Consider the following 14999-nt stretch of genomic DNA (forward strand, 5'->3'; position numbering starts at 1 on the left):
TCATGGGGTCCGTTCATCGGCCTCCAGGGCCGGAAACTCGAGGGTCCAGCATAACCCACCCAGGGGAGAGGGTGAGGCCTGCATGGTCCCGCCGTGGCTCTTGACCAGGGCGCTGGCGATCGATAGTCCCAGGCCGCTACCGCCACTGGCACGGCTGCGTGAGCCCTCGACCCGGTAGAGTCGCTCGGTCAGCCGCTCGAGAGATTCCTCAGGGACGCCCGGCGGGCTGTCCTGCCACGTTACGCACACCCGGTCATTCAACTTGTTCAGCTTGACTTCGAGCAGGCCGGGCGAGCTGGTATAGGCGCAGCTGTTGTCGAGCAGGTTGGTCCACAGCTGGCGAAGCCGACGGGCATCGCCGCGGATCCAGGCCGGCTTTTCGATCGCGGTTGCGAGCGTCATGCCGCAATCCCCGAGCCAGCCGCCGGCTTCCTCCAGGCGCGAAGTGAGGCTCGCTGCCAGGTCGAGGGGGGCGAGCTGCACTTCGAGTGCCCCGGCGTCGCTCTGGGAGAGCAGGCGCAGGTCGGCCACCAGTCGCTCGAGCTGGCCCACTTCCTGCGACAGCGAATGCAGGTTGTCCTGGTCGAGCGGCCGGATGCCGTCCTGCATGGCCTCGATCTCGCCGCGCAGCACTGCCAGGGGGGTACGTAGCTCATGGGCGATGTCCGAGACCCAGCGGGTGCGTGCCTCGCGGCTGGCATCCAGGGTGGCGGCCAGCATGTTGAAATCGCGAGCCAGGCGCGACAGCTCGTCGCGACCGCGCTCCGGCAGGCGGGCGCTGTAGTCGCCTTCGATCAGGCTGCGGGTGGCCAGCGCCATGCTGCGGGTACGTCGCCCCAACCACCAGGCCAGCCCCCCGGCCAGCAGCAATGAGGCGAGGCCCAGGGAGGCGACGATGATGCCCAGGTTGCGCTGCTGGCGCGCGAGGAAGATACGGTCCATGCGCGCCATCAGCTGCTGCGGCGGGCGATAGCCCAAGGTACCGACCCGCTGACCGCGGTACTCGATGGGCAACCAGTGCAGCTCCGCGGCCATTTCCTGATCGTCCGGCGGCAGGCCGATCACCGGCAGGCCCTCGGCATCGTGGAGCACGAAGTCGCGGGCGTCGCCCAGGCGACGCTCGATGCCATGGGGCGGCTGGCGTTCGCCGGGCCACAGCTGCTGGCGAACCAGGCGTTCCCAGGCCGGCGGCGAGTCGCGCAGCCACTGCCAGCCGCCGCGGCGCGCCCACTCCTGGCCCAGTCCCTCGGCCAGCGTCTCGGCGCGCTGCGCCTGGGTGGTCTCCAGGTAGTCGAGAAAGCCCCTGTCGAGGCTGCGGGAGACCGACAGGAACACCAGCCCGGCGATCGCCACGTTGACCGACAGGATGATCACGAACAGTTTGACGCCCAGGTGCGAGAAGGGCGCGCGAGGAAAGCGTGACCTCATCGAGTCGGCTCCTGGGTAGGGTGGGTTTGGCTCTGGTGTCCCCATCGTTCGCGCACTCGCTCCAGCATCAGATAGAGGCAGGGTACCAGCACCAGCAGGATCACGGTGGCAAACAGCATGCCGAAGCCCAGCGAGATGGCCATGGGAATGATGAAGCGGGCCTGGCGCGAGGTTTCGAAGATCATCGGGGCAAGGCCGAGGAAGGTGGTCATGGTGGTCATCAATATCGGCCGCAGGCGGCGGGTCGCCGCGGCGACGATCGCCTCGCGGGCACCGAACCCCTCGCGACGGCGGCGGTTGGCATAGTCGATCAGCACCAGGGCGTCGTTGATGACCACGCCGGAGAGCGCCAGCATGCCCATCAGGCTGATGACCGAAAGGCCGAAGCCCATGATAGCGTGTCCGGCCATGGCGCCTATCACGCCGAAGGGAATCGCCGCCAGCACCAGCAGCGGCTGCAGGTAGCTGCGAAACGGAATCGCCAGCAGCGCGTAGAGTGCGATCAGCGTCAGCCAGGTGGCCTGGGTCAGGGCCGAGACGTTCTCGGCGGTATCCTGCTGGCGGCCGCCCAGGGTCAGCTCGAGCCCCGGCCAGGCCGCCTGCAGGGAGGGGAAGACATCTGCCTGCAAGGTGGCCACGACCTGGTTGATCTGTGCGTCGCTGTCGGTATCGGCGGTGACGCTGATCTGGCGCCGTCCGTCGACGCGCTGCAAGGTGGTAGCGGCACGACCGAGGTGGATTTCGGCGATGCGCTGGAGTGGCACGACCTGGCCATCCGCTGTGCGTATCGGCAGCTGATGCAGATGCCCCAGGCTGTCGCGCTCGTCGCTCGGCAGGCGCACCGCTATGCTGATTTCATGTCGGCCGACGAACTGTTCGATGGCGGTGACACCCTGCAGCGGGCCACGCAGCTGGGCTGCCAGGTCGGCGCCGGTGAGGCCCAGCGCCCGGCCCTCCGGTGCCAGGCGAAGCTCGAGCTGCGGCTTGCCGTCGGCCAGGCCGCTGTCGATGTCGGTCAGCCCCTCGAATTCGGTGAGCTCGTCGGCCAGTCGCGTGGCGGCGGCTTCGAGGACACGGCTGTCGGAATGCGACAGGCGCAGGGTAAGCGCGGCGCCGGCGCCCGGGCCGCCGAAATCCGATTCGAAGCGTACCGCCTGGGCGCCCATGATGTCGCCAGCCTCATCCCGCCACTCGCGTGCCACCCGCGACGGCGGCCAGGCGTCGAGGCTATCGCGTTCGATGGTGAGACGTACGTTCAAGCGATCACCGTCGATCTGGGCGCGGCTGGCAGTGAAGCTCGGGCCGTCGTCGCGTTCGGCCAGTGCCATGGCGGCATCCAGCAACTGGTCGCGAATGCGCCGGTCCTCGGCGATGGGGCTGCCTACCGGTAGGGTCACCGTGGCCTGGACCCGGTCCGACTCCACCCGCGGCATCAGCGAGAACCCCATGCGGCCACTCATGCTCCAGGCAATGGACACGGCCAGCACGGCGATGGCCAGGCTCACGGTGAGCAGGCGCAGGTCCAGGGCGCGCTGCAGGAAGGGCTCGAAGCGCTGCTGGGTGAAGTGGGTCAGGCCATTCTGCAGGGTGCGGCGAAGCGCATCCAGTGGCCTGAGCCAGGGGGGCGGCTCGCGGCCGCCGGCGCGATGGGCCAAGTGCGCGGGCAGGATGAACAGCGCCTCCAGCCACGACACCAGGAACACCGTGACCACCACCACCGGTATCACGGCGAAGATCATGCCCAGGAAACCCGGCAGGAACAGCAGCGGCATGAAGGCGACGATGTTGGATAGGATGGCAAAGCTGATCGGTACCGCCATCTCGCGGGCGCCCCGCACGGCGGCCTCGCGTAGCGAGTGACCCTGCTCGCGATAGCTGTGGATGTTCTCGCCCACCATGATGGCGTCATCGACCACGATGCCCAGCGCGATGATGAAGGCGAACATCGACATCATGTTGATCGATACCCCCAGCCAGGGCAGGAACAGCATCGCGCCGAGGAAGGCCGTGGGGATGCCCAGGGTGACCCAGAATGCCAGGCGCGCCTCGAGGAACAGCGCCATCAGTACCAGTACCAGGGCCAGCCCCAGCCAGGCATTCTTCAGCAGCAGATCGAGCCGGTCGCGGTAGATCTCCGAGGTATCCTGCGAAACGCTCAGATAGACCCCCTCGGGCAGGCCGGCACGCAGCCGCTCTAGCTGGGCATGCACGGCATCGGAGATGCCGATCGGCGTCTGGTTGCCGATCTGGTACACCTCGAGGCTGAGCGCCGGAGCGCCGTTGAACAGCACCTCGCGGTCGCTCTCGGCGAAACCGTCGATGACTCGAGAGAGGTCGCCCAGGCGCAGGTACCCACCATCGGCGGTGGCTATCAGCGGCAGTTCGGCGAACTCGCGGGCCTCGTCGCGCCGCCCCTGGTAGCGGATCAGCCATTCGCCCTCGGCGGTGGTCAGGCGACCGCTGGCCAGGTCGAGTGCTTCATCGGCAATGCGTCCGGCAAGGCTGCGATGATCCAGCCCGTGTCGGCGCATCGCCTCCTCGTCAAGCAGCACCTGCACCTCGCGCTCGCGATGACCCGAGAGCTCTACCCGTGAGATGCCGGGCGAGCCTTGCAGCTCGGCGCGAACTTCCTCGGCGACGTCGTGCAACAGCCGATCATCGACCCAGCCGTGGACCTGCAGGTTCATCACGCTGCGTGCGCGGCCGGCAAGGCTGAAGCGCGCCGGATCGGCGGCAGCGGGCAGGTTGGTGATGGCATTGATCGCCTGCTGGATGTCCTGATAGGCGCGCATCACGTCGACGCCGTCGATCAGGGTGACGGAAACGCGCCCGGCACCCTCGTTGGCGGTGGCGGTCATCTCGTCGATGCCATCGACCCCGGCCAGGGCCGCCTCCATGGGCAGCAGCAGGCTACGCTCGACCTCTTCCGGTGTGGCGCCGGGATAGCCGATCGCTACGTGAACGATCTCCAGCTCGAACTCGGGGAACACCTCCTTCTTGATCGCCAGCGAAGCCAGCAGGCCGCCGACGATCAGCAGCACCATGAGCAGGTTGGGGGCGACGCCGTGGTGGACCATCCAGGCGATGGGGCCGCGGCGCATCACGAGCGGGGCTCCTGGGATTCACCGGCGGGACGCTCCTGGTCAGCAATGCGTTGGCGCAGGCGCATGCCGTCCCGCGGCTGGCCGAGCTGGGAGGTCACCACCCGTTCCCCCTCCTCGAGGCCTTCGTCGACCAGCACCCGCGTTTCGCCGTGGTGAATCACGCTGACGGTACGTCGCCGCAAGCGCTCCTCATCGTCCAGAACCCAGAGCACATTGCCCGGGCGCAGGGCCGCGGCGGGCAGGGTGAAAAGGCCTTCACGGGGGCGGGGTTCGAACTCGAGGCGTACCACGTCCCCCAGGCGCAGGGCCGGGGCGCCGTTTTCCAGCCCCAGAGGATCCTCGATCGCCACCAGCAACTGAGCCTGCAGCCCCTGCTCTTCCAGTGCCGGCAAGATGGCTATCACCTCGCCGCGGCGCGCCTCTCCACTGGCCCAGGTGCGCGTCGACAGGCGTACCGAGCTGCCGGGACCGTCGGTACCGGCGGGCTTCAGCCACCCAAGGGCCTCGCCCGGGAGCGAGACCCGCACCCAGAAGCGGGAGACATCGACCAGATGGATGACCTCGGTCCCGCTGGCCAGCATACTGCCGGCGCCCAGCAACTGGGCCTGAACCATGCCAGGCCAGGGTGCCACGAGCGTGCTGCGCTCCAGCTCCAGCCGGGCCCGGTCGCGAGCGGCGCGAGCCCGTTCGACTTCCGCCTCGGCATGGCGCAACTGTGGTTGACGCAGCACCAGGGCGCGGCGCTCGGCGGTCAGCTCGCGGCCGAAGCTGCGGTATTCGGCCTCGGCGCGCTGCTGCTCGCCACGCTCCATGGCAAGCTGAGCTTCGGCCTGTGCCAGTGCGGCCTCGGCCTCGCGCAGGGCCAGGCGCAGATCACTGTCGTCGATACGCACCAGTGCAGTGCCAGCTTCCACCACCCGACCCGGCAGCGCCTCGGCGGTGAAATCCTGTAACTCGCCTGCCACTCGGCTGGCGATACGCGCCTCGCGCTCGGCAATGACGCGGCCGAAGGCATGCAACTCAGGAGCGGCCGACTGACGCTGAACCTGCACGGTGTCCACCAGCGGGGCCGGCGCCTCGACCGGTGCGCGGCGCTCGATGCGGGGCGGCTGGGAGACCAGCCACCAGGCACCGGCGGCGCCCACCGCCAGCACCAGTACGGCAAGCAGCGCGCCGAGAGTGAATCGCCCGCGCTGGCGAAAACCTTTGCCGTTGAAGGCAGAGGGAGAGAAGGAAGGTAAGGCTGGCATCGGGGGCTCGCGACGGTCCATGAGTCGCTGAAGCATGGCGCACGCCGATGCAGCCAATGGTCACGAAAGGTGCAAGCAGTGTGCAAGCGAGCGAAGGCGAGCCTCAGTGACAGGTTTCGCCGAGGATCAGTTCGGTCTTCAACAGGCGCGAGTGGCGCGGCTCCAGGCCCAGTATCATGCGTGCGGCCAGGCGTCCCTTGTCGCCGCTCTCCTGGCGAATGGTGGTCAGCCGCGGTGCCCGGTACTGGCCTTCGGCGATGCCGTCGAAGCCGATCAGGCAGAGGTCGTCGGGAATGCGCAGGCCACGCTGCTCCGCCAGGGTCAGGGCGGTCAGGGCAAGCCGGTCGGACATGCACAGCAGCAGGTCGGGGCGCTCGGCGTCGGGCAGATCGAGGATCTCCTCGATCACCGGGGCGCAGACGTCGAAGGTGTTCTCCTCCACGTTCCACATCGGCACCTGCTCGCTGTCCAAACCGTGTTTCTCCAGTGCACGGTAGAAACCGCTCAGGCGAGCGCGGGTAATGGTACGCTCGGGTGGCAGCAGGATGTGCTCGGGCGTGACGCGCCCGTTACAGGGCGTTTCCGTGAGGCGCAGGTTGACGATGGCAGGGCGCTTGCGGGACTTGACGCTCAAGGCATGGTCGGCGATCTCGAAGCAGGACGGCTCGTTGTCGATATGCACCGACGGGTGACCGGCAACATTGAAGTCGACTGCCACCAGCGAGGCGTTGAGGGGCAGCGAGTCGAATAGCTCATCGGATGGCATCAGGCCGTAGACGATGAAGCCGTCGGCCATGCTGGCCGAATCGACCAGCTGGCACTTGGCCTGGCGCGCGGAGAGCAGCAGCAGCGTATGGCCCTGGGTGTCGAGTACCTCGGCCACGCCGGAAAGGAACTCGCTGGAGACGGCGTCGTTGAGGCTGTATGTGAGGCTCTCGGCGAGTATCACCGCGATGATTCGCGAGCGCCCGGTGCGCAGGCTGCGCGCCTTGGCATCCGGGCCTCGGTAGCCCAGCCGCTTGGCCTCTCCGAGGATGCGCTCACGCAGGGCCGGGGATAGCTGGTCCGGGCGGTTGAAGGCATTGGAGACGGTGGCGGTGGAGACGCCAAGCTCGCGGGCCAGATCCTTGAGAGTAATGCGGCGGGCCGGTGACGACACGTAGGTTTTCCTGCTAATGAATACGAGGCTAGGATACCGCCCCGGCCGTGACCGGGACAGTCCTGCCGCGAGTCGAGCCTCGCCGTCAGGGCGTCAGGCCACGGCACGGGCCGCCTTGAGCGGCAGCGCCCGGTCGTCGCTGCCGAACAGATGAACGTGCTCGGGGTCGGGTGCCAGCGCGACACGCTGGCCAACCGACCAGCGGGTGGGGGCCTCGCCGCGCTGGATCAGCAGGGTGTCTCCCTCCTTGGGCTCGAGGTAGACGTAGACTTCGTTGCCCAGGTACTCCACGTTGACGATCTCGAAGCCTTCCCGGTCCTGGGCCTCGGTCAGCCTCAGGTGCTCGGGACGAATGCCCAGTGTCAGCTCTTCTCCTTGGGAATGGCCCGAGGCATCCTGGGGCAGGGTCAGCTCGGTCAGCCCGGTGGCGCCAACCCGGCAGCCGGTGGCATCGGCGCCGACCAGGCGCGCGGGCAGGAAGTTCATCGTCGGCGAGCCGATGAAGCCGGCTACGAACTTGGTCGCCGGGCGCTGATAGAGCTCCTGGGGGCTGCCCACCTGCTCCACGCGGCCGCGGTTGAGTACCACGATCTTGTCGGCCAGGGTCATCGCCTCGACCTGGTCGTGGGTGACGTAGACCATGGTCGAGCCGAGGCGCTTGTGCAGGCGGGCGATCTCGTTGCGCATCTGTACCCGCAGCGAGGCGTCGAGGTTCGAGAGCGGTTCGTCGAACAGCAGGATGCGTGGCTCCCGGGCCATGGCGCGGCCCATGGCCACGCGCTGGCGCTGGCCGCCGGAGAGTGCCTTGGGCTTGCGCTCGAGCAGCTCCTCGAGCTGCAGGATGCGCGCCGTCGTCATCACCCGCTCGTGTACGGTCTCCTTGGCGGTCTTGGCCAGCTTGAGGCCGAAGGCCATGTTCTCGTACACGGTCATGTGCGGGTAGAGCGCGTAGGACTGGAACACCATTCCCACGCCGCGCTCTCGTGGCGGCAGCTCGTTGACCACCTGACTGCCGATGGAGAGCTCGCCGTCGCTGATCGACTCCAGCCCGGCAATCAGGCGCAGCAGGGTGGATTTGCCGCAGCCCGAGGGGCCGACGAAGACCACGAATTCGCCTTCACCGATCGCCAGGTCCACGTCCTTGATGATGTGGGTGCTGCCGAAGGCCTTGTTGATTTTGTCGAGGGTGACGCTTGCCATTCGATCCATCCTCGGCCGCTTTACGACCGTTGTTGTTCAAGACTTTGCCACTACGCTATCTGGAAGTGGTCAAGCGCAGCCATTGTTAGAGGCGGAAATAGGCCGCCTGATAGGGCGGCAGATGTAACGTGTCGCCGCTCATCTCGTACTGGAAGCCGTGCTCCTGCAGCGCTTCGCGCACCTCGGGCAGCGCCGCGCTCTGGGGCTGGCCGGTGAGGTTGAACACACACAGCAGCCTTTCGCCATCGCGCTGACGGGTGAAGGCGACCAGCGCTTCGTCCAGATCGAGCAGCGCCATGTCGCCGTCGAACAGGGCCGGGTGCTGCTGGCGGAAGTGCAGCAGGCGGCGGGTGGCGTTGAGCATCGACGCCGGATCGTCCTGCTGGCGCGCCACCGACATGGCCAGGTGCGGTTCGGCCACCGGCAGCCACGGCTCCACGCGGGAGAAGCCGGCCAGCGGGGTATCGTCCCAGGGCATCGGCGTGCGGCAGCCGTCGCGACCCTTGAAGTCGGGCCACAGTGGCAGGCCGTAGGGGTCCTGGATACGCTCGAAGGGCACCTCGGCCTCGGGCAGGCCCAGCTCCTCGCCTTGGTAGAGGCAGACGCTGCCGCGCAGGGAAAAGAGCAGGGCCAGCACTACGCGGGGGTAGGCCAAGGCGCACTCTTCGCCGCCCCAGCGAGTGGCGCTGCGCACCACGTCGTGATTGGACAGCGCCCAGCACGGCCAGGCGTCTCCAGCGAACTGCTGGAAACGCTCGATCACGCCGCGAATGTAGTCCGGTGAGCGCGGTGCGTTGAGCAGGTCGAAGGTGTAGGCCATGTGCAGCTTGTCGCCCCCCGAGGTGTACTCGGCCATGCGCTCCAGCGGCGTGTCGTCACCGATCTCGCCCACCGTGGTGGAGCCGGGGTACTCGTCCATCAGCGCGCGCAGCTCGCGCAGGAACTCGACGTTCTCGGGGCGGCTGATGTCGTATATGTGGCGCTGCCAGGTATAGGGGTTCTCCTTGGGCGCGCCCAGCGTGCGGGTGGCGTCGATGGTCAGCGCCGGGTTGCTGCGCAGGCGCTGGTCATGGAAGTAGAAGTTGACCGTGTCGAGGCGGAAGCCGTCGACCCCCAGCTCCAGCCAGAAGCGCATGTTGTCGAGCTGGGCGGCACGCACCTCGGGGTTGTGGAAGTTGAGGTCCGGCTGGCTCGACAGGAAGTTGTGCAGGTAGTACTGCTGACGCCGGCTGTCGAAGGTCCAGGCCGGTCCGCCGAAGATCGACAGCCAGTTGTTGGGCGCGGTGCCATCCGGGTTGGGGTCGGCCCACACGTACCAGTCGGCACGCGGGTTGTCGCGATTCATGCGGCTCTCCTGGAACCAGGGGTGCTGGTCCGAGGTGTGGCTGATCACCTGGTCGATGATCACCTTGAGGCCGAGTGCATGGGCGCGTTCCAGCAGGGCCTTGAAGTCCGCCAGGGTGCCGAACAGCGGATCGACGTCGCGATAATCGCTGATGTCGTAACCGAAGTCGCGCATCGGCGAGGTGAAGAAGGGCGACAGCCAGATGCCGTCCACGCCCAGCGAGGCGACGTAGTCGAGCCGCTCGGTGACCCCTGGCAGGTCGCCGACGCCGTCGCCGTTGCTGTCCATGAAGCTGCGCGGGTAGATCTGGTAGATGACGCCGCCGCGCCACCAGAAGGTGTTGTCTTGCATCGGATTTCCTTGATACATGGCGTTGTACAGCCTTCGCGGGCCCGGAACTGACCTGGGGACAGGCGCTCTGCGAAGACGCTGTATACCCTTCCTTGGGCGCTCCATTCTTCATCCCTGAAGAATGAGCTTCGCGCCGACCTGCCCCCAGCGTCCCTCAGCAACTCAACTGCGATGTTCTTGCATTGGTTTACCCTTTCACCGCACCGGCCGTCAGCCCCGAAACGATGCGCCGCTGGAAGATGATCACCAGCACCACCAGCGGTACCGTCACCACCACCGAAGCGGCCATGATCGGCGCCCAGGGCAGCTCGTAGGCGCTGCCGCCGGAGAGCAGGGCGATCGCCACCGGCACCGTGCGCTGGCTGTCGGTCAGGGTGAAGGTCAGGGCGAACAGGAATTCGTTCCAGGCGGCGATGAAGGCGAGCAGTCCGGTGGTCGCCATGGCCGGCCACATCAGCGGCAGGAATACCTTGGTGATGGTTACCCAGGGTGTGGCGCCGTCCATGATCGCGGCCTCTTCCAGCTCCATGGGCAGCTGACGCATGAAGGTGGTCAGCACCCACACGGTGAAGGGCAGGGTGAAGATGGTGTAGCTGAGGATCAGCCCACCCGGGTTGTTGTAAAGGTTGAGCGCGCGAATCACCTCGAACAGGCCCGAAAGCACCGCTACCTGAGGGAACATCGACACGCCGAGAATCACCAGCAGCACCGTGGTACGGCCGCGAAAGCGCACCCGCCCCAGGGCGTAGGAGGCGGTGATGCCCAGCAGCAGGGCAATGAATACCACGCTGGTGGCGACCAGGATCGAATTGAAGATCGCCTGCAGGAAGCTGCGCTGGGAAAAGATCTGCACGTAATTGGCAAGCGTTGCCCGCGTCGGCCACAGTTCGACCCGGAACAGGTCGCCGGAAGGCGTGAAGGAGGTCTTGATGGCGTAGTAGAACGGAAATACCGCGATCACCACGATCAAGGCCACCAGCAGCCAGAAGCCGGCACGCGCTGCGAGTTTGGAAAGCCGGCGTGAGGTCATCAGTCACCCCCCAGTTGCAGTTGCTTGCGGCCCAGATAGAGATAGGCGATGGTCGCCAGGGCGATGATCAGGAACAGCAGGGTGGAAGCGGCGCTGCCGTAGCCCACGTCCTGGAACTCCACCAGCTGCTGACGGGCGTAGATCGACATCGACATGGTGCTGGTGGAGTTGGAGGTGAGTACGTAGATCACGTCGAACACGCGCAGCGCGTCGAGCAGGCGGAAGATCACCGCCACCATCAGCGCCGGCGTGATCAACGGCAGGGTGACGCGGAAGAACACCTTGACCGGATGGATGCCGTCGACCTCGGCGGCTTCGTAGCAGTCCTTCGGCAGCATCTGCAGTGCCGCCAGCACCAGCAGGGCGACGAATGGCGTGGTCTTCCACACGTCGACCATGATCACCGCCCACATGGAGTAACTGGCATCGGCGGTCCAGGCGATGGGGCTGGCGATGATGCCGAGTGCCATCAGCAGGTAATTGATCACACCGAACTGGTCATTGAGCATCCACGCCCACATCTGCGCCGAGACGATGGTGGGAATCGCCCAGGGGATCAGCACCGCGGCGCGCACCAGGGTGCGGCCCTTGAACTCGGCGTTGAGCACCAAGGCGACGATGACCCCGAACACCACCTCCAGCGATACCGAGACCACCGAGAAGTAGACGGTATTCCATACCGCCCGCCACCAGATGGGATCGGCCAGCACGCCGAACCAGCGGCCGTCGTCGTAGACGAGGTAATTCTCCAGCCCGATGAACAGGGTATTGCTCATGTCCGACAGCGAGGCGTCGGTGAAGCTGAAGTAGAAAGTGCGCAGCAGCGGCCAGCCGGCCACCATGGTCAGGGTCACCAGCATCGGTGCCAGGAACAGCCAGGCGGCGCGTACGCGCTGGCGGCGAACCTTGGTGCTGCGGTAGCTGGTCGGCAGGGGGCGCGCCGGGATCGGCGCGCTTTCGGTCACGGGAGTCGACATCTCGGGCTCCAGGATTACCAGTTGCGGCGCTTGAGCCGGGCGAGCTCAGCGTCCAGGTCGCTTACCGCCTGCTCGCCGCTGCGGTTGCCTGAGAGCACGTCATGGGTAGCGCTGAAGAAGGCATTGCTGACTCGGCCGTAGGCGTCACCGGTGGGAGCCGACGGGCGCGCCACGGCGTTGACGAAGGTCTCGTAGAGCTCACCGAAGAAGGGCACCGCCTCGAGCACTTCGTCGTCCTGGTAGAGCGACTCCAGTGTCGGGTTGTAGGCACCCTCGATGGCGCGTCGCTTCTGTTCCTGCTCACCGGCGAGGAACGCCACCAGGTCGGCGGCAAGCTCGGGGTTATCGCTGTAGCGCGACACGGCCAGGTTCCATCCGCCCAGGGTCGCGGCGGTGCTGCCATCGCCGCTGTAGGGCAGTTGGGTCACGCCCACCTTGCCGCGCACCTCGCTGCCCTCGCTCTGGGCCAGCGCCCAGGCATAGGGCCAGTTGCGCATGAACACGGCATTGCCGCCCTGGAACACGCCGCGGGCCTCCTCCTCGGAGTAATTCAGTACGCCGCTGGGCGAGATGTCGCCGATCCAGGAAGCGGCAAGATCGAGTGCCGCGGCGGCCTGTGAATTGTTGATGGTGATCTCACCGTCGTGATCGACGAGGGTGCCGCCATCGTGGCTGGCCACCCACTCCAGGGCGTTACAGGTCAGCCCCTCGTAGGCACGGCCCTGGAAGACGTAGCCGTGCATGCGGCTGTTGCCTGCCTCGCGCTCGCCGTTCTGGATCTCGCGGGCGATCTCGGTCAGCTCTTCCCAGGTTTCCGGCGGCTCGAAGCCGTACTGCTCGAGCAGATCGGCGCGGTAGTAGAGCACGCCGGCATCGGTGAACCAGGGCATTGCCACCAGGCGGTCATCGATGGTGTTGTTGTCGACGATGGCGGAGAAGTGCCCGTCGCCGGCGTCGTCGCCCAGCACTTCGCGCAGGTCGAGCAGGTGATTGGCCAGCAGGCCCGGCCAGACGACGTCGATCTGCATGATGTCGATGTCGGTGGAGTTGGCCGAGAGAATCTGTTGATAGAGCGACAGGCGCTCGGTGGAGGAGTTGGGCGTCGAGACCACGTCGACACTGTGTCCGGTCTTCTCCTCCCAGGCGCGTACGCCCTGCTGGCAGAGCTGCAGCTCGGCGCCCACGGCGCCGCAGGAAATGGTCAGGTCGGCGGCCTGGGCGTGGCTGAGGCTGGTGGCTCCGGCAACGACGAGGGTGGTGAGCAACGTCTTCTTGTACATGAAGGTATCCTTGTCGGCTTGTTGTTATCGCTGGCGGCTGAAGGGTCTTAAACGATTAAGATCATTCGGCGCCTAGTTAGCCGTTTCTGCCTGGCGAGTTCAACCTCGACTTTCGGCTAAGAGTGCGGGTCGTCTTTCCCGGTGCTTCCAGAGCCTGGCTTTCGGGAATTACAGCGACAGGAAGAACAGGGTCAGTGGCGGCGACAGCAGCGAGAGGATGAAGCCGCTGACCACGGCGATAGGCACGCAGGCCACACCGCCATGCTGCTGGATCACCGGCAGGGTGAAATCCATCGAAGTGGCGCCGCCGTAGCCGATGGCCAGGGGGGCATGGCGCTGGATGAGGAGGGGGATCAGAATGAAGGCCAGCAGTTCACGGGTGAGGTCATTGAAGAAGGCCACGCCGCCCAGCACTGGGCCCAACTGGTCGCCCACCAGGATGGCCGATAGCGAGTACCAGCCGAAGCCGGAGGCCAGCGCCAGGCCCTCGTTCCAGCGCAGCGCCAGCAGCGGCGCGGCCAGCAGGCCGCCGATCAATGAGCTGACGGCGAGCGTGGTGGCAATGGCAAGCCCATGGCGGTTGAGCAGGATCTGGCGCAACGGCATGCCGGAGTTGCGCAGCTGGCAGCCGATCAGTGCAAGCAGCACGTAGAGCACCCACTCGGCGAGCTGGTCGGCGTGCTGGAAGACGATATCGCCGCCCAGCCAGGCAAGCGCCAGGCCGATCAGCACGCCGCCCACTACCATGGCCACCAGCGAGAGCGAGCCGAGCAGTGCGGCCAGCTTGGTGGTGGGGGCGTTTGCCACGACCGGTGAGCTCCCCATTCGCAGTGCAAGCCGGTGCGACAGCCACCCAAGCGCGGCCAGGTTGCAAGCAGTGATCACGACGAACAGTTGCAGTGCCTGGCTACCCATGCGCGATAGTTCGCTACCCAGTTCGTCCAGGCCTGCCAGGCTGATCCCCATGAGCAGCAGGATGACGTAGACCGAGGCGTTGACGCCCCGGTTGATAGCGTGCATGACGCCGGCATGGCGAACCGGCACCAGGTAGCCCAGCAACAGCGGCAGCAGAACGATCAAAAGCCCCGACAGCATCTCGATTCCCTTCATCGAAGCCGCATATGGCGGCGAAAACCGCCAACTCTACCAGTCTCGGGCTCGCTGCGCCGTGGTACAAAGGCTCATCGGGTGATCAACGGGGCTCCAACGAGGTGAGGATGAGCCGGCTCCTGCGTTCGCCGTCGCGGCGATAGTCCACTGCCAGCAGCAGGCCGGGGAACTGGGGATGGAAGTGAAACAGCATCTCTCGCTCGGGGGTTTCCGGCTCGTTGACCGCGACCTTGACCGCCTCGAACTCGCCGGCAGGGAGGCTCAGGATCTCCGTTCCCAAGGGCTGGTAGTCCAGGATTTCCTCGCGCCCGCGATGATCCTGGTAGGTCAGGCGGCAGCTCTCCTGGCAGCCGCCATTGAGCGCGCGACGCGAGAGTTCGATCAGGGCGGCCTGCCGGTCGGGTAGCTTGGCCAATTCACTGCTGCCCAGACGATAGTTCCCGCCCACGCCGAACAGGGAGTAGCCGCTGGCGTAGTTGACCGAGCGCACCCCCTCGGGCGTGACGATGAAGCGACTGCGTTCGTTGCCACGGGCGACCGCAATGGAGGCCTGCATACGGCTTTTCCAGTGGCCGCTCTCGCGGGTCAGCTGGTGCTCGATGGTGGCGTTGGGCCAGCCTCTCACCTCCAGGCGGTAGTTGGCCTGGAAGGGCTGCAGCAGGGTCTCGGGCGCGGCGGCCTGGGTGAAGGTGGGCAGCCAGGCCAGCAGCAGCGCGAGCAGGGGGAGAGGGGCAAGGTCACGAAGGGAGCGGTTCATGGCATGGG

The 14999-nt window shown here is 66.5% G+C and carries 11 protein-coding genes; all 11 read right to left on the minus strand.

Features of this window, described 5'->3' with window-relative positions; all coding sequences use genetic code 11:
* Window positions 1-1428 (minus strand): ATP-binding protein, encoded by a 1428-nt coding sequence (locus tag H1D44_RS05445; RefSeq protein WP_181513824.1) that lies wholly within the window; start codon window positions 1426-1428, stop codon window positions 1-3.
* A complete protein-coding gene (locus H1D44_RS05450) occupies window positions 1425-4529 on the minus strand; it encodes an efflux RND transporter permease subunit (protein WP_220128002.1) in 3105 nt (1034 codons plus the stop codon). The genes H1D44_RS05445 and H1D44_RS05450 overlap by 4 nt, the downstream gene beginning before the upstream one ends.
* A complete protein-coding gene (locus H1D44_RS05455) occupies window positions 4529-5782 on the minus strand; it encodes an efflux RND transporter periplasmic adaptor subunit (protein WP_181513826.1) in 1254 nt (417 codons plus the stop codon). Before H1D44_RS05455 ends, H1D44_RS05450 begins: the two co-directional genes overlap by 1 nt.
* Before the next feature lie 103 nt (window positions 5783-5885).
* Window positions 5886-6941 (minus strand): substrate-binding domain-containing protein, encoded by a 1056-nt coding sequence (locus H1D44_RS05460; protein ID WP_181513827.1) that lies wholly within the window; start codon window positions 6939-6941, stop codon window positions 5886-5888.
* 93 nt (window positions 6942-7034) lie between these two features.
* Entirely contained in the window at window positions 7035-8141 is a 1107-nt protein-coding gene (locus H1D44_RS05465) for an ABC transporter ATP-binding protein (RefSeq protein ID WP_181513828.1), read from the minus strand.
* 85 nt (window positions 8142-8226) lie between these two features.
* Window positions 8227-9837, minus strand: a complete 1611-nt coding sequence (locus tag H1D44_RS05470) for an alpha-glucosidase family protein (protein WP_181513829.1) — start codon at window positions 9835-9837, stop codon at window positions 8227-8229.
* Window positions 9838-10024: 187 nt separating this feature from the next.
* Window positions 10025-10867, minus strand: a complete 843-nt coding sequence (locus tag H1D44_RS05475; RefSeq protein ID WP_181513830.1) for a carbohydrate ABC transporter permease — start codon at window positions 10865-10867, stop codon at window positions 10025-10027.
* Window positions 10867-11844: a carbohydrate ABC transporter permease gene (locus H1D44_RS05480; protein ID WP_181513831.1), complete on the minus strand. Its 978-nt coding sequence runs from the start codon at window positions 11842-11844 to the stop codon at window positions 10867-10869. The genes H1D44_RS05475 and H1D44_RS05480 overlap by 1 nt, the downstream gene beginning before the upstream one ends.
* A gap of 14 nt (window positions 11845-11858) precedes the next feature.
* Complete coding sequence (locus H1D44_RS05485; RefSeq protein ID WP_181513832.1) at window positions 11859-13124, minus strand: ABC transporter substrate-binding protein; 1266 nt, start codon at window positions 13122-13124, stop codon at window positions 11859-11861.
* 168 nt (window positions 13125-13292) lie between these two features.
* Window positions 13293-14219 (minus strand): LysO family transporter, encoded by a 927-nt coding sequence (locus H1D44_RS05490; protein ID WP_181513972.1) that lies wholly within the window; start codon window positions 14217-14219, stop codon window positions 13293-13295.
* 97 nt (window positions 14220-14316) lie between these two features.
* Window positions 14317-14991: a hypothetical protein gene (locus tag H1D44_RS05495; RefSeq protein ID WP_181513833.1), complete on the minus strand. Its 675-nt coding sequence runs from the start codon at window positions 14989-14991 to the stop codon at window positions 14317-14319.
* Window positions 14992-14999 lie beyond the last annotated feature (8 nt).

This window comes from Billgrantia kenyensis (genome assembly GCF_013697085.1).
GTDB lineage: Bacteria > Pseudomonadota > Gammaproteobacteria > Pseudomonadales > Halomonadaceae > Halomonas > Halomonas kenyensis.